The sequence below is a fragment of the Streptomyces sp. NPDC036815 genome (genome assembly GCF_055609205.1).
This window is the reverse complement of record NZ_JBVJPW010000010.1, coordinates 93,129-111,695: the sequence shown is the minus strand read 5'-3', so window position 1 is coordinate 111,695 and position 18,567 is coordinate 93,129. Positions and strand designations below refer to the sequence as shown.

11 protein-coding genes, 1 tRNA gene, 1 other RNA gene and 1 pseudogene are annotated in these 18,567 nt (G+C 69.9%); 7 read left to right on the top strand and 7 right to left on the bottom strand.

Annotated features, from left to right (window positions below):
• The first annotated feature begins 29 nt into the window (after positions 1–29).
• Complete coding sequence (locus ACZ69I_RS21450; RefSeq protein WP_467678895.1) at positions 30–257, top strand: hypothetical protein; 228 nt, start codon at positions 30–32, stop codon at positions 255–257.
• A complete protein-coding gene (locus ACZ69I_RS21445; RefSeq protein ID WP_467678893.1) occupies positions 244–498 on the top strand; it encodes a hypothetical protein in 255 nt (84 codons plus the stop codon). The genes ACZ69I_RS21450 and ACZ69I_RS21445 overlap by 14 nt, the downstream gene beginning before the upstream one ends.
• Positions 499–590: 92 nt before the next feature.
• On the opposite strand, the gene ACZ69I_RS21440 is transcribed toward ACZ69I_RS21445, so the two are convergent.
• Together ACZ69I_RS21440 and ACZ69I_RS21435 are read right to left on the bottom strand one after the other, a co-directional pair.
• Positions 591–1,472 (bottom strand): hypothetical protein, encoded by an 882-nt coding sequence (locus ACZ69I_RS21440; protein ID WP_470833954.1) that lies wholly within the window; start codon positions 1,470–1,472, stop codon positions 591–593.
• A 555-nt stretch (positions 1,473–2,027) separates the two neighbouring features.
• Positions 2,028–3,866, bottom strand: a complete 1,839-nt coding sequence (locus tag ACZ69I_RS21435; protein WP_470833952.1) for a GmrSD restriction endonuclease domain-containing protein — start codon at positions 3,864–3,866, stop codon at positions 2,028–2,030.
• Between the two features lie 343 nt (positions 3,867–4,209).
• Here ACZ69I_RS21435 and ACZ69I_RS21430 point away from each other — a divergent pair, with 343 nt between their 5' ends.
• Positions 4,210–4,356 carry a hypothetical protein gene (locus ACZ69I_RS21430; RefSeq protein ID WP_467678887.1) on the top strand — a complete coding sequence of 49 codons (147 nt, stop codon included), beginning with the start codon at positions 4,210–4,212 and terminating at the stop codon, positions 4,354–4,356.
• Positions 4,357–4,894: 538 nt separating this feature from the next.
• Here ACZ69I_RS21430 and ACZ69I_RS21425 read toward each other — a convergent pair.
• The 5 genes and pseudogenes from ACZ69I_RS21425 to ACZ69I_RS21405 all read right to left on the bottom strand — a co-directional run.
• Positions 4,895–8,947 (bottom strand): annotated as a pseudogene (locus tag ACZ69I_RS21425) (DUF6531 domain-containing protein); the annotation flags it as partial.
• Positions 8,948–8,954: 7 nt separating this feature from the next.
• Positions 8,955–9,266: a hypothetical protein gene (locus ACZ69I_RS21420; RefSeq protein WP_470833950.1), complete on the bottom strand. Its 312-nt coding sequence runs from the start codon at positions 9,264–9,266 to the stop codon at positions 8,955–8,957.
• A gap of 64 nt (positions 9,267–9,330) precedes the next feature.
• Entirely contained in the window at positions 9,331–10,359 is a 1,029-nt protein-coding gene (locus tag ACZ69I_RS21415; protein ID WP_470833948.1) for a hypothetical protein, read from the bottom strand.
• Positions 10,347–11,000 carry a hypothetical protein gene (locus ACZ69I_RS21410; protein ID WP_467678879.1) on the bottom strand — a complete coding sequence of 218 codons (654 nt, stop codon included), beginning with the start codon at positions 10,998–11,000 and terminating at the stop codon, positions 10,347–10,349. The genes ACZ69I_RS21415 and ACZ69I_RS21410 overlap by 13 nt, the downstream gene beginning before the upstream one ends.
• Positions 11,001–11,337: 337 nt before the next feature.
• Positions 11,338–11,422, bottom strand: a tRNA-Ser gene (locus tag ACZ69I_RS21405).
• A 153-nt stretch (positions 11,423–11,575) separates the two neighbouring features.
• Between ACZ69I_RS21405 and ffs the strand changes: the two genes are divergently transcribed.
• From ffs to ACZ69I_RS21385, 4 genes are all read left to right on the top strand, one after another.
• An RNA gene (gene ffs / locus ACZ69I_RS21400) (signal recognition particle sRNA small type) lies at positions 11,576–11,674 on the top strand.
• Between the two features lie 44 nt (positions 11,675–11,718).
• Positions 11,719–14,130: a DNA polymerase III subunit gamma and tau gene (locus tag ACZ69I_RS21395; protein ID WP_470833946.1), complete on the top strand. Its 2,412-nt coding sequence runs from the start codon at positions 11,719–11,721 to the stop codon at positions 14,128–14,130.
• Positions 14,131–14,396: 266 nt separating this feature from the next.
• Complete coding sequence (gene purD, locus ACZ69I_RS21390) at positions 14,397–15,650, top strand: phosphoribosylamine--glycine ligase (protein ID WP_470833944.1); 1,254 nt, start codon at positions 14,397–14,399, stop codon at positions 15,648–15,650.
• Between the two features lie 324 nt (positions 15,651–15,974).
• A complete protein-coding gene (locus ACZ69I_RS21385) occupies positions 15,975–18,149 on the top strand; it encodes a hypothetical protein (RefSeq protein ID WP_470833943.1) in 2,175 nt (724 codons plus the stop codon).
• Positions 18,150–18,567: the final 418 nt, after the last annotated feature.

Genomic DNA, 18,567 nt, shown 5'->3' with positions numbered 1-18,567 from the left:
CCTGACACCGAGTCCTGGGGAGGACGACCATGAACGATGCCACGCGCAGAAGCCTGCGCACCGCTGTACAAGCACTCTTCACCCTCATCGCCGCGCTGCCGCTCCTCGCGGCCGACCCGCGGCTCTCCGACGTCCCGGCGCTGGCGGGCCTCGTGGCCTTCGCCACGGCACTGAGCCGCCTGATGGCCGTGCCGGCCGTCGAGGCGCTGCTGCCCTCGTGGCTGCGGAGGAAGGGGGTGGACGATGGCGGGAGCTGAGGCCGGGAGCGTCCCCCTGGAGTTGGAGCGACTGCGCCGCTCCGTGGACGTCGGATTCGCCACCACCCGGGGCGACCTGGCGCTCCTGCTGCAGCGCGCCGACCAGACGGACAAAACCCTCTCGGAACACGAGGACCGCCTCGACACCCTGGAACGCAGCCGCTGGCCCCTGCCCTCCCTGGCAGCGATCACGTCCTGCACGGCCCTGGCGGTCACGCTCTGGCAGGCGGGCGGAAAGTGACGTGAACCCGTAGCAGCGCCCGGCCCGATCCGCGGGGAACCGGACCGCCGACGACGTGGGCCCCGGCCGTGGAGACGGCCGGGGCCCACGTCCTACGGTGAGCCGTCCTCGTACGGGCAGTCGGGCAGCGTACGGACCTCGTCCCCCAGCTCGGGAGCGGCGATCTCATGCCCCCGGGCGAAACTCTTGAACATCGCGGCCCCGCCGTGTCGATCACCGCTGTGTCGATCGACCGAGGAGACGTAGCAGATCTCGACTTGTTTGCACTGATCGCACAGGAGACCGGCCACGAGAGGCGTGAGGGTGAGCGGGCCCTCTGAACTCAGCAGGTAGAACGTGTCGTTGGCGACCGGCTCGGCCCAAGTGAACGACTGACAGTCGAAATCGGGGTGGTCACCCGTCACGCGCTGCATGACTACGTCGAAGGCTCTCGGTCTCGGCCGGTAACTGCACGAGAGCGTGAGGAGCCACGGAGTGCTGCCGAGGAAGGCGGCGTTCACCAGGGCCCGGTCGAGCCGGGGCCCGAACTCGGCCGCGCGCAGGGACGATTCCTGTGGGCTCCGGGGCTTGTCGCCGTGCGAAGTGCGGTTGCGTTCGTTCTGCAGGGCCCGGAGATCCGTGAGGATTCCCGGGGTCTCGCCGTTGTCCCGGAGAGCGTTCCGGAGGCCGGGGATCAGGTCGGGCTGGGTGTCGGCGATCGGCCCGAGGTGCTGGTCGAGCCAGTTGGTCCACGTTCCGAACGTCGTGCGCTTGAGCAACGCGTTTCGCAGTGCGGTCAGCCCCTGCCGCGCTCGACCCCGCTGCTCGCTGTCGCCCGCGACACGTCCCTCGAGCTGCGCTCGAAGCACTGCGGCCCCGGTGACCGCGAGGGTGATGGCAAGGATCTCGGCGGCCTCGAGCATCGCCTCGTACCGGTCCTTCGGGGAGGGCGCCCGTTGGAGCGCTCGTACGGCGCGGGCGAGGGGGTGCGGCAACGATTCCCGGCTGGGCGACAGCGCTTGGGCGGCGAACGGAGCTTGGGCAGAGAGCGGAGCCTGGGAGGAAAGCGGAGGCTGACGGTCGACTCCCCGGTGCGCACTTCGACCGGCGTGCCCCGAGGGCGGTGCCGGTCCACCGGTACGAGGTGGCCGTGCGGTGGCCGGCCCGGCGGTGCGGGCCTGCACGTGCGGCGCCACGGCGGGTCTCGCCGTCTGTAACCGCCTGCGCCACCACCACCGGCGGACGAGTAGCCGGAGCCACGTCGGGATGATGCCGAACAGCGCGACGAACATGACAGTGGCGAGGAGAGTGTCCAACCACTTCGGTAGAGAGCTCGGTTCGTCACTGGTCGGAATCGAGACGATGGCGAAAAGCCCCCAACCGACGGTCATCCAGAACGCCCAGTCCCGGTACACGGGGTCGTCAAAAAGCCGGAGCACCGCGTTGCGTCGCTTCGGCAGAGCCGGGGGCGGAGACGACGAGGCTCCGGCGCCACTGTCCATGGAGCCATGGTGCCTCCGGGCACCGTCCGAAATCAGCGTCTTCGGCGATTACAGATCGTCCGTGTCATCCGCCGCGTCGAGGCTGATCCCCGCACCCTCGGCACTCGAATCGTCTTCCGGGATCGCCTTGCCCATCGCGCCCGAGATGCTGCGGAGCAGCGCCGCTCTGCGAGCGGTGAAGAACCCGTCGAAGTCGTCGGTGGCCATGAGCTCCGGTGCGGCCAGGTGGGAGCGGATGCGTTCGGCGACGCCTTCGTGAGGAGTTTCCGCGGTCCTGGCCAGGCGGCCCAGGTAGTCGGAAGGGGCTGCCCCTCCGATGATCCGGTTGGTGCGGGCGGTCAACGGGGTCTTGTTGATGATCGAGTTGTAGATGGCGGGGGCGAGCCCGGCCTTTTCGCACCACGTCTTGGGGAAGATGTGGTGGATGTCGATGGACTCGTCGAAGTACCCGGTGACCTCGGCCTTCTCCCCTGTACGCCAGTCCGCGGCTCCCGCCTTGAGCAAGAGCGCGTAAATCCCCTTGTAGGCAGCGCTGTTACGGGTACGGAGGGTCAGCAGGCGGCCGGGGGCGAACTGCGCGGCGGTGACGGTCCGGGGCTCCGCGGCACCCCCGCGGATCCAGTCGACGACGTCCGGCAGATCCTGACTGAAACGGGTTTCGGTCGAGCCGCCGTAGAGCTCCCCGAAGACCCCGCACCAGTACCAGCGGGCGAGCTTGTACTGGGCTCCGGCGCTCTGCGCGGCCTGCCCGGCCACTGCCAGGATCGCGGCAAGCGGTATCAGCTGGGTTCCGTAGGGCAGGAACTTCGTGTCGAAGAGGAACTGCTGGTGCAGGAACTTCGCCGCCGCCTTGAACCCGTCGATGACGGACGGCGCGAAGCGTACGTAGTCCTCCAGGGAGAGCGCGAGCATGTCCTTGCGCTTGCATCCGATGCGCGGCAGCCGCTCCTCCTCCGTACCGCGTCGGGCCTCGTACCGGCGCCGCTCGGCCGTGGCCAGGAGAGTGACCGCCTGGAGGAAGTCGGTGTTGGAGACCTCACGGAGGACGCGGTATTCGGGCGCCTTCCAGGCCGCCCGGCACGTCTGCTCCCAGTGGTCGCGCAGATCGAACTCGTCCGCCGCGTAGGTGGCGGTGAGGAGTTCGAAGACGGTCAGGGTGACACCACCGGTGTTGACCTTCTCGAACACCTGGCACACGGCTGGGCGCGGGGTCGCCCGGCCGAGCTCGATGACGGGCACGTGGTAGCGGTCGAAGGGGCGGACGAAGGCCTCATTGAAGTCGCGCCACAGTTTGCGCTTGTCCTTGTCACCTTCCCAGTGGTCGGTGAACTCGTAACCCCAGTCGCCGCCGTCGAAGACGGCGTGAAGCGGAAAGAGATGCGCCGCGTATTCGCGCTCGGGAGTGGAGTAGTCCTCGACGACCTGCCCCCGGAAGTTGAGCACTTTGCGCGTTTCGGGAAGAAACCGGATGGCGTCCTCGCGGTCGACGTTCTCATCGAGGGCCTGGAGCATGTCGACGTAGAACCAGCCGGACACCTGCTGCTTGCGCGAGTCCTGGGTGACCACAGGGCCCTTCAGCTTCAGGGACTGGAACAGGGAGGTCAGCCGCTGCTGCCCGTCGAGCACGAGCGTGTCGGGTTCAGGCTCACCGGCCGGGGTGGCCCCTTCGATCGGCCGGTACTTGAACCGGACGTCGCCACCCGCCTTGAGCAACATGACGGTGCCGACCGGATAGCTCAGCGAGATCGACGCGAGGAGCCCGGCGATGTTCGGGTACGGCCACACCCAGCCCCGCTGGAACTCGGGCAGTTGAGCCTTGCCGACCTCGACCTGCTGCAGCAGGTCCCGCAGCGGTCGCTTGTCGATACTGAACGCTTCGTCGGCCATATCGGCTCCTTGAGGCCACCGACCACCAGAGGCGGCCGCCCGAGCTCAGCTGTCTCGGGCCACACAAAAACTACTGGGTGTCACGTCGCCGGGTGCCGGAACGGAAGAACAGGGGGAGGGCCCGGCCACCCATCCCTCCGAAACGACGAAGGTCCCGACCGGCGAACCGGTCGGGACCTCGTCGGGCCAGTGCGGCGAGGAGAGGAGTGGCCGATTTCGACGGCCCATGGCCGTAGATGTCCAAGTTCGGGCCCACGACCACCCGGGACGGCGAACTCTCGATACACGCCCCCCGGGCACCGCCCTATTCAGTGCCTCGCATCGGACCGAACCGTGAGGGCGCGTGGTGATCGCCGTCGTCCTCATGCCACTGGCAGTCGGCGGCGCGTACGTATCCCTCTCCACCATTCAAGAGGAACAGGGTGCCACGCCCAGGTTCCGCATGGCGGTCACGCAAGAATTCGGCACCTTCGGCTTCGTCGAGCCTTGAGATCGTCAGGCTTGAGAAATCTGGGCCGACGTGCATGAGTTCAACTGCCGGGAACACGACATCGATGCGCGTGTTGTGGATCCGCGGCTGGACGCTCCGTAGGAGCAGCACGGAATGACTGACGGAGTACTGCCAGACTTGGAACTCTCGGTCCCACGATGCGATGTTATGCAAGTTAACTCCCAGGCATTGGCCATGATTCCGGTTTGGGGACGGTGACTTTCTGGCCCCCCTCATAGAAGGAAATGCTACTCCAGTCCCTGTCGCCCACCCTTACCGCCTTCCCTACGTGGTACATCTCGCGCTCGGTCGCGAACCAGTTATTTCCCATCCCGCTCCTATAGGCGTTCATGAAACGTTCTGCCGAGGTTCCCCCTGCAAACCCGTCCATGGATATGTGCAGGCGGACACTGGGATTATGGGCTGCGGCTCTGACTTGCGCTTCGAAGCCCGTCCAGTCATCGAGATAGTGAGTGAAACCATTCTTGTCCGCGAATTCCCTCAATCCTTCTTTCCGGATCCCCAGCGCGACGTTGTTCGGGCACGGTGACAGACCGAGCGGGTCGGTCCAGGTGTGTGGGTTGTGTACGTAGGTGTTTGGGTTGGGTGCCGGTGTGAGTCCGAGGGGGTCGGGGGCGGTATACCGGGCGGTCTCGGGGTCGTAGTGACGGTAGTAGTTGTAGTGAAGGCCGGTTTCTGGGTCGTCGTACTGACCGGGGAAGCGGAGGGGTGTGTAGGTGGTGCTGTCCGCCGGCCAGACTGTGGTGCCCCAAAGACTGTGCCGGGCGCTCCAGGCGATGTCGCCTTGCTCGTCGACGAGTTCGGTCGGAGTGCCGGTAAGGTCCGTGACTATCGCGTAGAAGCGGGAGTCGATCTCGTCTTGTGGGGCGGTAGCCGCTGTGACGCGTTCGGTCTGGGTGAGGGGGTGGAGTCCTTGGTGGTCCCAGGTAAGGGTCAGCGCGTTGGGCAACTCCCCGCTGGTGGTGGTCTGTTCACACAGGGTGGAGCCATCCCAGGTGAAGTCCGTGTGTTCGGCCACGGTCGTGCCGTCGTGGGCCATCCGTGACTTGGTAATGCGTCGGCCGAGGGGGTCGTAGCGGTAGCGCCAGATCGTGCCGTCGGGAGTGACGACCTAGGTGAGACGGTCCTCGGCGTCCCACGTGTAGTGCCAGTTGTCCGGCTTGCGGGACAGACGGGGCTTCTGGCGCAGAGTGATGCGTCCGGCCTCGTCGTGTTCGTAGCGGACCTGACCGGCCCTGATGATGCGGGTACCGGAGTACGAGCGGGTGCCGGTCGCTTCCTGACCGGAGTGACCGGAAGGCCAGGCAGCGTCGGTCTGGTTGCCGGCGTCGTCGTAGGCGTAGCTCTCGGACCACTGGTCGGCGCGGACTGCGGTGACCCTCCCCGCGGCGTCCAGATCGAAGTTACGGAGACCGTTGAGGTGGTCATCGACGGCGACGAGGTTGCCGTCGGCGCGGTAGCTGTAGTCCCGCTGCTGGATCACTCCGCGTGGAGCCGGCCCCGTCGCTGTCCGGCTCGTAAGGCGACCGAGAGGGTCGAAGCGACTGGTGAGGGTGAGGGCCCCACCTACGCGGCGGGACAACTCACGACCCGCCCGGTCGTGGTCGAAGGTCAGCACGCGTCCGGAAGCGGTCAGCTGGGTCCGGTGCCCGGCGGCATCGTAGGCATACGTGGTGGTCGCACCGGTAGGCGTGGTGCGACCAGTGCGGCGCCCCAGCAGGTCATAGGAGTAGGCGGTGGAGCGCTCGTCGACCGTTTCGGAAAGCAGGCGTCCGGCAGCGTCGTGCCGCAGGCTCAGAATGGTGTCGTCGTTTACGGCCCGGGTCAGGCGGCCCGCGGCATCGTAGGCATACGTGGTGACGCGGCCCTCGACGTCCTTGGCCACGGTGTGGCCGAGGGCATCACGTTTGAAGCGGATCTGCTGCCCAGAGGCAGTGGTGCGAGCGACGAGCTGATCGGCAGCGTCGTGGGCGTAGGTGAGGGTTCGGCCGTCGAAGTCCGTCTCGGAGACCAGGCGGCCCGCCGGGTCGAAGGTGTACGTCCACGTCGCTCCCTGCGAGTTGGTGACACCGGTGAGGCGCAGCTCTGCGTCGTGCGTGAACTCGTACCGGACACCGTCAGGTCCGGTACGTGCGGCGAGCTGGTCGAAGTGTGTGTACTCGAAGCGGCTGACTGCCCCCATCGGGTCGGTGTGACGGGTGCAGTTGCCCTCACCGTCGTAGTCCCAGGACTCGCTCGACCCGTCCGCGTACGTGCGTCGGGCCAGCTTGCCTTCCACCGTCCATTCCAGGTGGGTCACATGCTCCAGCGGATCGGTGATGCGAACGGGGTTGCCGAAACCGTCGCGCTCGTATGAGGTGACGGCGCCGAGCGGATCGGTGATCTTGGCGGGCAGCCCCGCCGCATCGCAGCTGACCTGGATGGTGTGGTCCAACGCGTCGGTGACCGCCACGAGGTGGCCCGCTCTGTTGTAGCGGTAACGCGATGTGGCTCCGGCGGGATCAGTGACAGTGATCCGGTTGCCCCGCTCGTCATACCCCTGCCGCCACACACTGCCGTCTGGCTCGGTGATCGTTATGGGCAGGCCGAGTGCGTTGTATTCAGCTCTGGCCTCCTGGCCATCCGGCCGTATCACGGTCGCCACCCGGCCGTGTTCGTCGTGGATGTAGCGCGTCGTGCGGTCGAGTGGGTCCGTCACCGCGACGAGGCGGTGGTCGGCATCCCATTCCTGACGGGTGACGTGTCCGAGTGGGTCGGTTTGCCGGATGAGGCGGCATGCCTCGTTGTGCTCATAGCGGGTCGTGTCGCCGAGGCCGTTGGTGACGAGTGTCGTGCGCGTCTCATCGTCATAGGAGAGAGTGCCGGACAGGAAACCGTCGCTGCCCTCGGTGCGAACGACCCGGCCCAGGTCGTCGTAGGTGTACTGGTAAACGGTCCCGTTGCGGTCGGTCCACGAGGTGATGCGCCCCACCTCGTCATAGGTGAACCTCAGCGGCAGCCCCGACGAATTGGTGATCTCGGAGAGATGCCCGGCGTCGTTGTAGTCGTAAGAGGCGAGGAGCGTCCCGGTCGTTCCTGGCTGATCCGGGCAGACGAGCCGGAGGGCCGCAATGCGGGGCAGGCCAGCGTGGCGCTCGATGGCGATGCGGTAGCCACCGGAATGGGTCACCCCGGTAGGGGTGCCGTCGTCGCCGTAATGAATGGTGATCCGCTGACCGTTGCGGTCCACGATGGCCTGCAGGGGCAGGTCGACCGCGTCGATGTCGTCGGTGGGCCGGGGGCTGTGGAAGATGCACGCGTACCCGGTGTCCGGATCGGTGATCCGCAGGGCCCCGTCCGCCTCGGTATCCCAGGTCAGGGGAAGGCATGGACCCGCTTCGGGGTGGACCGGGGCTTCGGAGTCGGCAGTGGGGAGGGGGTAGATCAGACGGGCGCCGTCGGGCGCGGCATAGATGATCCCGCCCTCGTCGATCTGGAGGCGCTGGTCGAGGGTCGAGGCCCAGCTGGGGCCGAACCAGCCACCCCAGCGGTACGACGACAGGTGCGTGCGCTCCAGCACGAGGGAGAGCACGCCGGGCAGTGCGACGTCGGTCTGCGGCAGCAGCATGTCGCCGGTGGCGACATCGATCGGGTCCAGGTCGCACTTCTTGAGCGCGGCCCGGATGGAGGCGGGTAGCTTCTCCCACTCCGCGGGCCGCAGCTTGAGCCGGGACAGACCCGAGCCATCGGCTCCCAACGCCTTGCTGAGCTTGGCGAGTTCGCTGGGCTTGAGCTTGCCCAGGCCCTTGCCGAGAAGCTTGCCCAGACCGCCGACACCAACACCGAGCGCTGCCCCCGTCGCCAGGGTCTCCGCCAGTTTGCCCGGGTCCTTGAAGGTCCCCGGATCCTGCAGGGCAGCGTCGAAGGCGGCGAACGACATACCCTCGCCCGCGAGCTTTCCGGCCTTCGCGATCGTCTTGATCTCGCCGAGGGCCTTCAGCGCCCGCTCCAGGCCACGGATCGCCTCCATGACGGTGCGGATGACCGAGGCCATGCGGGTACCGGACTTCTCGATCCGGGCGATCAGCGCCACGACCTTCGCGGCCCGCGCCCCGGCCGCAAGGTTCCCGGCGATCACGGAGAGGCCGCCGGTCAGCACCGAGAGCGCCAGACTCGCGATCTCGAACTCGGCGATCTCCGCCAGGATCACACCGATCTCGGTCAGCAACTCGTGCGCCTCGTCGGCGAAGTCGTCCAGCGCCTTGGCCCCGTCGCGCAGCGACTCGGCCATATCGGTGGCCTGCGTGCGGGCGGTCTTGGCCCGCTTGTGGAGGGCCTTGGCGGCTTCGCCCTCCCACTCCAGGTCCGTGAGTGCCGTCTCGGCGGCGTGAGCTGCGGCGTCAAGCCCCTTGGCCAGGGCCCGCCACTGCTTGGCTATCTCCCGGATGCCGTCGGGGTCGACAGCCGGGTCGGTGATGCCGAGGAACTCCAGATTGCTGGCGAGGGTGTCGCCGAATGCGTGGTTGGCCTTGTTGATCCATTTCAGCGGGTTGAGGTCGTCGGCGTCGATGCCGGGGATGTCGAAGCCCATGGACGGCTCAGCCCTTCTTGGCGCGGGCCGCTGCGCTCAGCAGGATGTCCAGCAGGTCGAAGGCATCGGAGACATCGCCCAGGAACTTCGCCTCGTCCTCCCACTCCTTGTGGAGGTTCTTGGCGAGCTTGGCGATGGTGTCCATGCCGTCCTGGATGTCGTCCTTGGCGCTCATCAGCGAACCCAGCACGCCGAAGGCAGACATGTCGTGTGAGGCGGCCTTGAAGTCATGCAAGGGCTTGGTGGTGTGATGATCCACTTTGCCCAGTGCGGAAGCCGCCTTGTGCAGGGATTCCGCATCCTTCTTCAGGTCCGACATGCTGCCCGCCCCCGTGGGTCGAGATGGTTCCGCGTGTGGTGCACCGACCGGCCGACGGCCTCGGTCAGCGGTTGATCGACTGGATCTCCTGGACGTCTACGTCCTGGGTCGTCTCGAAGGTGCCGTCAGGCAGATCCCCCTTCGCACTGCCCGTGCCGTGCCACGAGGTATCCCACGTGACCGACGCCTTCAACTGATGCGGCTGACCGTTCGACGCGCGCAGATAAGTGATGCCGCACGGCGGTTCCTGCTTCGAGCTGCCCTTGGTGTACGGGGTGCCGATGGAACCGTCCTTGTTGAAGGTGCACTCGCCGGATGCCGGGTATGTCTGCGCGTCCTCGGTGCCCGGTTCCAGGTGGAGGCTGACCGGCTTGGCGGTGGTTTCCGCGAACAGGCCGGTGCCGGGCAACTCGGCCCGGACCCTGACCTCCTTGAACGTGCCCTTGTCCAGCCACACCCACGTGGGCAGGTTCACCGTGGACGTAGCCTTGGGCTTCAACTCGACCTTGGTGTCCGGCACTTTGGTCTGCTGGTAGGCGAGGGCAGCGAGGGTCTTGGGATCGATCGCCCGGGGGACGTCCGGAGCCTTGCCCTTGTCCGCCCAGAACGGTGGACGAGTACATGCGCGAGCGGCCGGGTCGTCCTCCATGTTTTTGTTCTTGACGGCCACCCACCACATGCCCTTGCTGTTCTTGTCGGCGTTGAAGTTCTTGTAGGGGTGTCCGCCCTTGTAGCGAGCCTTGGCGTCCGACAGGTCTTCGGGGTTACCGCCCGCGGACTTGTGGATCGACCACTTCGCTTCCATGAACGTCTTGAAGTCCTTGGCCTTCCAGTACGGTTCGTACCAACAGGCAGGGGCCTTCCAGTTCAATGCGGTGGGAGTCAGGCTTCCGGACCGCTTTGCGGAGGTCCCGCCACCCTCCGCTTTGAACGTCACCTTGGACATCAGGAGCGGGCCCGTGGAGTCGCCGCTCGTGTCGGATTCCAGCTCGCCCGTGTCGCCGAACCCTCCGGCCGCGGCCGGGTACGCGGTGAGCAGACACAGCGCGGCGGCAAGGGCCGCCACGGCGGGGCGGCGTGTCACGGCTGGCACTTCTCAGACCCCCGGTTCTCGCTGAGGTCCCAGATCTGCCACACGCCATCCTTGTTCTTCTTCACCCCGGCGTTGTAGTAGACGTAGCTGTCCGACGTGGTCTTCGTGCTCTTCCGTTTGCCCGTCTTTCGGTCCGTGAGGTCCGCTCGGCTTTCGTCCACGCAGTACGTCACCGCTGCGGCCTTCTTACTGAACGTCGTCACCTGCCTGTTGTAGTAGCGCAAGGTTCCGGTCCAGCTGACGTTCTTGGCGATGTTGGCGGTGGCGTACTTGTAGGCACCGGTCAGTGCGTTATCCGTGTAGTAGAAGGCGAGTCCGGAGTGCTTCACGTCACCGGTCGCCATCGCCTGCCACACCGTGCTGACGGTCCGCTCGTTGTCCGCCAGGATCGCGTTCTTCATCGCGTCCCCGGTCTGCCGGCCCTCGAAGTCCATCTTCATGTCGGACGGCAGCTTGATCTCGGGCCGGTCGACCCCGTCCGTCGTCGCGGACGACGACGGTGACGTCGGCTTCGTCCCACCGGTGTCCGCACCGGCGATCTTGTCGTTGTCCTTGTCACTTTCCGAGCCACCGCAGGCGCTCAGCAGCAGGGCGGCGGAGGCCGTGAGCGCTGCCGCCACGAGCCGGGTCGAGCGAGTCACTGTTGTCTCCGGTGAGGTGAGGGTTAACCCGTGCGAAGCAACGCTATCCGTGACTGCCTGGTGACTATGAGAGTGGTCGGACTTTGGCTGAGACGTACCGGGACGTACTCCCTCATGCGTCACGCAGGCCGTCGAGTCCGGCTGACCCACTGGGTCGAGACCATCCCCGTTGCCACCACCGCTGGGGGCGACGAGTCTGACGGGTCGGACTTCAGGTGCTCGCGCCACGGGGCCGGACGTCTACGTTGCCCTGGCGCGGCGAGAAGCTTGTTCCCCAACGGCGAAGGTCCCGGCCGGCGAACCGGTCGGGACCTTCGTCTGCCCTCTCGGGCGGGTGCGGAGGATACGAGATTCGAACTCGTGAGGGGTTGCCCCCAACACGCTTTCCAAGCGTGCGCCCTAGGCCACTAGGCGAATCCTCCGCCGCAAACAATACAAGACGTTGGGGAGTGCTCGCGAACACGATCCCGAGGTCGTCGACGTGATCGTCGTCATGTCGTCCCGGGGTCGGTCGCGGGGGCGGTCCGGGCCGGGGGCGGCGTCGCTTCCGGGGGCGGGCATCCGCTACTGTGGGGGCCAGCCCCTCACGTGGCGCTATCTGACTGAACTCCCCCAGGGCCGGAAGGCAGCAAGGGTAGGTCGGCTCTGGCGGGTGCGTGGGGGGCGCTTTGCGTTGGGGCGGTCCGGGTTGTCAGCGGTCGCCTATAACCTCGTAGGCGTGTCGTCTCTCGCCTTGTACCGCCGCTATCGCCCGGAGTCGTTCGCCGAGGTCATCGGGCAGGAGCATGTGACCGACCCGCTGCAGCAGGCGCTGCGGAACAACCGGGTCAATCATGCCTACCTGTTCAGTGGCCCGCGCGGCTGCGGCAAGACGACGAGCGCGCGCATTCTGGCCCGCTGTCTCAACTGTGAGCAAGGTCCCACCCCCACGCCCTGCGGCGCGTGCCAGTCCTGCCGCGACCTGGCGCGGAACGGGCCGGGTTCCATCGACGTCATCGAGATCGACGCCGCGTCGCACGGTGGTGTCGACGACGCCCGCGACCTGCGCGAGAAGGCCTTCTTCGGCCCCGCGTCCAGCCGGTACAAGATCTACATCATCGACGAGGCCCACATGGTCACCTCGGCGGGTTTCAACGCCCTCCTGAAGGTGGTCGAGGAGCCTCCGGAGCACCTCAAGTTCATCTTCGCGACGACCGAGCCCGAGAAGGTCATCGGCACGATCCGTTCGCGCACCCATCACTACCCGTTCCGCCTGGTGCCCCCCGGCACCCTCAGGGACTACCTCGCCGAGGTCTGTGGACAGGAGTCCATGGCCGTCGAGGACGGCGTCTACCCGCTGGTCGTGCGGGCCGGTGCCGGTTCCGTGCGTGACTCCATGTCGGTCATGGACCAGCTCCTCGCCGGCGCGGGCGACGACGGTGTGACGTACGCCATGGCCACGTCCCTCCTCGGGTACACGGACGGCTCGCTGCTCGACTCCGTGGTCGAGGCCTTCGCCTCCGGGGACGGCGCTGCGGCCTTCGAGGTCGTGGACCACGTCATCGAGGGCGGCAACGACCCCCGACGCTTCGTCGCCGACCTGCTGGAGCGGCTGCGTGACCTGGTGATCCTCGCGGCCGTACCGGACGCCGCCGAGAAGGGGCTCATCGACGCCCCCGCCGACGTCGTCGAGCGGATGCAGGCCCAGGCCGGTGTCTTCGGAGGCGCCGAGCTGAGCCGCGCCGCCGACATCGTCAACGAGGGCCTCACCGAAATGCGCGGCGCCACCTCGCCGCGGCTCCAGCTGGAGCTGATCTGCGCGCGCGTGCTGCTTCCCGCGGCCTACGACGACGAGCGGTCCGTCATGGCCCGCCTCGACCGCCTGGAGCGCGGCGGCAACTTCGTCCCGGGCGGCCAGGGCCCCGGCCCCACGATGGGGTACGTCCCGGGGCCCGAGGCCCACGCGGGCGTACAGCAGGCCGGGGGCGGGATGCCTACGGGGGCCCCCTCGGGAGGGTTGCCGGGTGGCCTGTCGGGAGGCCCCTCGGGAGGCCTTTCTGGTGGTTCCGCCGATATGGGGCAGGGGGTGGCGCCCGGGGGTGGTCCGGCCGCCGCGCGTGCCGCCGTGCGGGGGGCTGGTGGGCCGCAGGGGCCGGGTCAGGGGCCGGGTCAGGGTCAGGGGCCGGGCTCGGGTTCCGGGTCGGGCGTGAGCGGGTCTGCGCCGCAGTCCGCCCCGCAGGCTCCCGAAGCCCCTCCCGTGCCGCAGGCACCCCCGGTGGAAGCCCCCGCAGCCCCCACCTCCCCTCCTCCCGCGCCGGCCGGTGAGCGGCGGCCCGGCGGCTGGCCCACGGCCTCCGCCCCGGGCAGCGGCCCGGCAGCCTCCGCTTCCGCACCCGCAGCCGCGCCCCCCGCAGCCGCGCCTCCCGCCGCCCCGGAGCCGGCCCCCCGCCCGGGCGGCTGGCCCACCGCCGCGAGCGCGGGAAGCCCGGGGAGCAACTCTCCGGCCGCCCCGCAGCCCGCCCCGGTCCAGGCCCAAGCCCCGCAAGCCCCCGCCCCGATGGCCGCCCAGGCCCCCGCGGGCGGCCCCGACCCCCGCACCCTGTGGCCGAACATCCTGGAGGCGGTGAAGAACCGTCGCCGCTTCACCTGGATCCTGCTGAGCCAGAACGCCCAGGTGGCCGGGTTCGACGGGACGACCCTCCAGATCGGCTTCGTCAACGCGGGCGCGCGGGACAACTTCGCCAGCAGCGGCAGCGAGGACGTGCTGCGGGCCGCGCTGTCCGAGCAGTTCGGCGTGCAGTGGAAGGTCGAGGCGATCGTCGACCCGTCCGGCGGCTCCGCGCCCCCGCCGGCCGCCGGCAACTTCGGCGGCGGCGCCCCGGCGGCCCCGCGCCCGGCCGCGCCCCCGCGCCGGCCGACGCCGCCCCCGACACCCTCGGCGTCCTCGTCGGCCCCGGCACCCCAGACCCCGCCCCCGCCGGCCCCGGACCCCGCCCCGGCCCGGTCGGCCCCCGCCCCGGAGCACGTGTCCCCCGAGGACGACATCCCCGAGGACGACGACCCGGACCTGGTGGAGTCGGCCCTCTCCGGCCACGACCTGATCATGCGCGAGCTGGGCGCGACGGTGGTCGACGAGTATCCGAACGAGTAGAGCAAGTAGATGTAGATACAGCGAGCAGGAGGATCGCTCCTACCCGTGCCTTGCGTCGCCGGGCGAACGGGTGAGTGGGTGGGGGTGGTCGCCGCGGAGCGGCGGTGTGGGTTTTTCCGGGTCCGAAAGGCACGGGGAGCCGCAGCCGGAAGGCCGACCGGGCCCCGGAGGGGTACACCCGAGCTGGAGGAACGTACAACAGGCTGGAAAGCCAGATCTGGCAGCCCGTACGAAGGCATGCCGAGCCGCGGGCTAGGCTGACCACCGTGAAGGTCCTCGTCATCGGCAGTGGTGCCCGCGAACACGCCCTGTGCCGCTCTCTGTCCCTCGACCCCGACGTCTCCGAGCTGCACTGCGCCCCCGGCAACGCCGGCATCGCAGAGGTGGCCGAGCTGCACCGGGTCGACGCCCTCGACGGCGCCGCCGTGACCGGCCTCGCCAAGGAGCTGGGCGCCGGTCTCGTCGTCGTGGGCCCGGAGGCCCCCCTCGTCGCGGGCGTCGCCGACGCCGTGCGCGCGGCGGGCATCCCCTGCTTCGGCCCCTCCGGGGAGGCCGCGCGCCTTGAGGGCTCCAAGGCGTTCGCCAAGGACGTGATGGCGGGCGCGAACGTGCCGACCGCCCGGTCGTACGTCTGCACGACCCCCGCCGAGATCGACGTGGCCCTCGACGCCTTCGGGGCGCCGTACGTCGTCAAGGACGACGGCCTCGCGGCGGGCAAGGGCGTCGTCGTCACCGACGACGTCGACGTGGCCCGCGCACACGCCCTGGCCTGCGGCCGCGTCGTCATCGAGGAGTTCCTGGACGGCCCCGAGGTCTCCCTCTTCGCGATCACCGACGGCGAGAGCGTCGTCCCGCTGCAGCCCGCCCAGGACTTCAAGCGCGCGCTCGACGGCGACGAGGGCCCGAACACGGGCGGCATGGGCGCCTACTCGCCGCTCCCGTGGGCCGATCCCGCCCTGGTCGACGAGGTCATGGGCTCCGTGCTCCAGCCGACCGTGGACGAGCTGCGCCGCCGCGGCACCCCGTTCGCGGGGCTGCTGTACGCGGGTCTCGCGATCACGAGCCGCGGCGTACGGGTCATCGAGTTCAACGCCCGTTTCGGCGACCCCGAGACCCAGGTCGTCCTCGCCCGCCTGCGGACCCCGCTCGCCGGGCTCCTGCTGGCCGCGGCGACCGGCAACCTCGCCGACCTGCCGCCGCTGCGCTGGAGCGACGAGGCCGCGGTGACCGTGGTCGTCGCCTCGCACAACTACCCCGGCACACCGCGCACCGGCGACCCCGTCGAGGGGCTCGACGAGGTGGCGGCGCAGGATGCCCCGAACGCGTACGTCCTGCACGCCGGGACGGCGCGGGACGGCGACGCCGTCGTCAGCGCGGGCGGCCGGGTGCTGTCCGTGACGGCGACCGGCGCCGGTCTCACCGAGGCCCGCGAGCGCGCGTACGCCGCGCTGTCCCGCATCCGCCTCGACGGCTCCCAGTACCGCACGGACATCGCGGCGAAGGCGGCCGCCGAGGCGTGAACCACCGGCTCGGGCGGCCCCCCGCCCGGCTCTCCGTCGACTGCGGGCCCCGGATCCGACACTGGATCCGGGGCCTTCTCAGCATCCACCTTTAGCCAAAGCCATTCCATCGAGTGACCGGTGGGCCATCCGGCTGACGGGGCGGGACACCCCAACTAGGGTGCGGCGAAAGCGTTCAAGGCGCCCAGAGCCAAACAGACCACCGGCATTGCGATGTCGGTGGCGGGTGCCACAGTGGGGGAGTGAGCAACACCAACGCCGTTGATGTGTGTCGCCGGCCCGGGCCGGCGGCCGAGCAGTAGGCAGCAGGGGGTGCCATCGGTCGTGTCAGGTACGGGTGTGGAGGTGGGCGCGCAGGCCGCGCGCTCCCGGGCCCTCGCTGTGCTGCGCCTGCGCAGCAGGGCGCTGGCCGTCTCCCTGCTGCCCGCGGCCGTCGCCGTCGTGCTGATCGCGGCGGGGGTCACGGGCCATGCGGGCGGCGGGAGTTGGGACGTCGTCCGCTGGGTGGTGTCCGGCGCGGCCCTGCTCGTCCTGCTCGGCGCGGCCGGTGTCGCCCTGGTCGTCGCGAGAGCCAGGCCTGCCCTGAGCCCCACGGTCCCGATCGCCGAGGAGTCCGCCCCCGATCTGTACCGCCTGGTGCGGGACCTCGCCGACCGCCTGGACGTGCCCGCGCCCTCGGCCATAGCGCTCACCCCGGACTGCGACAGCTGGCTGGAGGACCGCACCCACCCCGCGCACGGCCCGCCCGCACGGGACCGCCGGGCGCGGCGCGACCGGGCGGACGCCGCCGCGGTGAAGGGCGGCGCGGTGAAGGGTGACGCGGTGAAGGGTGCCGCGGCGGCCGACGGCGTACGCGGCGCACGGACCGCGCAGAGTCCGGCCTCCGTCGCTCCCGTGCTCGTCATCGGCTCCCCGTTCCTGTGGTGGATGCGGGTCGGTGAGCTGCGCGCCGTGCTCGCCCCGGTCGTCGCGGGGACGGGCCCCTCCGCACACCCCGACATAGCGGCGGCCCGCCGCTTCGTCCGCGGGCTCGACGCCGCCGTCGCGGTCGCCTCGGCCCCGGGCCGCGGCGCCCTCCCGCGTGTGGCACTCGGCGGTGTCGGCCGGGTCGCCCGGCTCCTGCTGCGGCACTGCCGGGTGCACGCCGCCGAGATGGAGCGGGGCGTCGCCGCGGCTGCCGCGGAGCGCGCCCAGACCGTGGACTACGGCGTGCGGATCGTCGCCCAGGAGCAGGTCGGCCTCGCGTACGCGGGCTGGGACCGCCTCCTCACCCGCGTCGCCCTGCCCGCCTGGCGCATGGGCCGCTGGCCCTCGCGGCTCGACGCGGGCGTGGTCTCCGCGCTCACCGAGCTGTCCCGCAGGGACCGCCTCGCGGAGGGCTTCGCCTCGCGTCTGGGCGAGCGGCCCGCCTGTGACCTGCTCGAGGAGCCGGGTTCGGTGGACGAGGCGGCGTCGCTGCTCGCCGCCCGCCTCTTCCACGGCGGGCCCGCGGAGTCGGGGCCCGACTGGGCGCCGGTGGCCTGGCAGGAGTATCCGGACGAGGTCGTCGACCGGAAATGGCGCATGGACGCCGCCCGGCTGCACCGCGTCCTGGACTCCCTGGGCGTCAGCCGCTCCCCCGACCCGACGGCCCCCGACCCGGAGGGACCGACCCTCGGCCGCGTCCTGGACCACCTCACGGGGCCGACGCACGGCGGGCGTGAGGCGCCGGATGGCGTCCGCCTGACACAGAGCGAGGGTGAGGCGTCGGATGGCGTCCGCCCGACACAGGACGAGGGTGAGGCGTCGGATGGCGTCCGTTCGACGCACGGTGAGGGTGAGGCGCCGGATGGCGTTCCCCTGACACAGGACGAGGGTGAGGCGTCGGATGGCGTCCGTCCGACGCACGGTGAGGGGGAGGCGTCGGATGGGGTCCCCCTGACGCACGGCGAGCGCGAGGCTTCGGGCGGTGCCTACCCGATACGCGGCGAGGGTGAGGCGTCGGACGGCGTCCCCCTGACGCACGGCGAGCGCGAGGACGGCGTGCACCGGACGCTCGCCCCCGACCCCGCCGCCTCCCTCTTCCCCGCGATGGACGAGGGGGCCGAAGACGCCGACGACGGGAGCCGGAGCGGGGTGCTCGCCGCGGGCCTCACCGCCGAGCTCGCCCGCGAGGAGGCCGCCGCCCCGCCCCGCCCGGCGCCCACCGGGCAGGGGCCGGACGAGGCCCTCTGGGACGACGGCGCGCTGCCGCTCTTCCCGCTGCAGCCGCCCCGCACGGGCCGTGAGCTCCTCGCCGACCACGTCACGGCGATGGTGTGCTGCGCCGCCGTGGACACCGCGGGGGCCGCCCCCGGACTCGACTGGCTCGACGGCCCCGCCCTGCTGGTCGACGGCGAGCGCGCGGCGGATCTCACGCCGCGCGTGCTGCGCCTTGTCGAGGACGGCGACCCGCTCCCGCTGCGGGACTGGCTCACCCGCCTGGGCATCCGGCCGGAAAAGCCGGTTCGGCTGGTCTGACGGTGCCCGGAAAGCTGGTCGGGCTGGTCTGACGGCTGACCGGAGGAGCCGGTTCGGCTGGCTTGATGGCAGCCCGGAAAGCCGGTCCATCTGTTCTGAGGACGGGGCGGAAAGGCCGGTCCGGCTAATTCGACGACGGTCGGGAAGCCGGTCCGGCCGGTCTGGCGAGGGCCGGGAAAACCGGCCCGGCTGATCTCGCGGCCGCCGGGGAAACCCGGCCCCGCTGATCTCGCGGCCGCCGGGAATAGCCGCCCGGCCCGCGCGCACCACAACGCGCCCCTTCCACACCGCACCACGCCCCACCCCACACCGAACCAGCTGCCCGCCCACACCAACCAGCTGCCCAGCCGCACCGAACCCCCTGGCTGGCCGCACCACGCCCCACCCACACCGAACCAGCTGCCCACCCACACCGAAC

Excerpts from the sequence above, each read along its gene's own strand:
- ACZ69I_RS21450 (WP_467678895.1), top strand. The coding sequence starts at position 30 with ATGAACGATGCCACGCGCAGAAGCCTGCGCACCGCTGTACAAGCACTC.
- ACZ69I_RS21445 (WP_467678893.1), top strand. The coding sequence starts at position 244 with ATGGCGGGAGCTGAGGCCGGGAGCGTCCCCCTGGAGTTGGAGCGACTG.
- ACZ69I_RS21435 (WP_470833952.1), bottom strand. The coding sequence starts at position 3,866 with ATGGCCGACGAAGCGTTCAGTATCGACAAGCGACCGCTGCGGGACCTG.
- ACZ69I_RS21420 (WP_470833950.1), bottom strand. The coding sequence starts at position 9,266 with ATGTCGGACCTGAAGAAGGATGCGGAATCCCTGCACAAGGCGGCTTCC.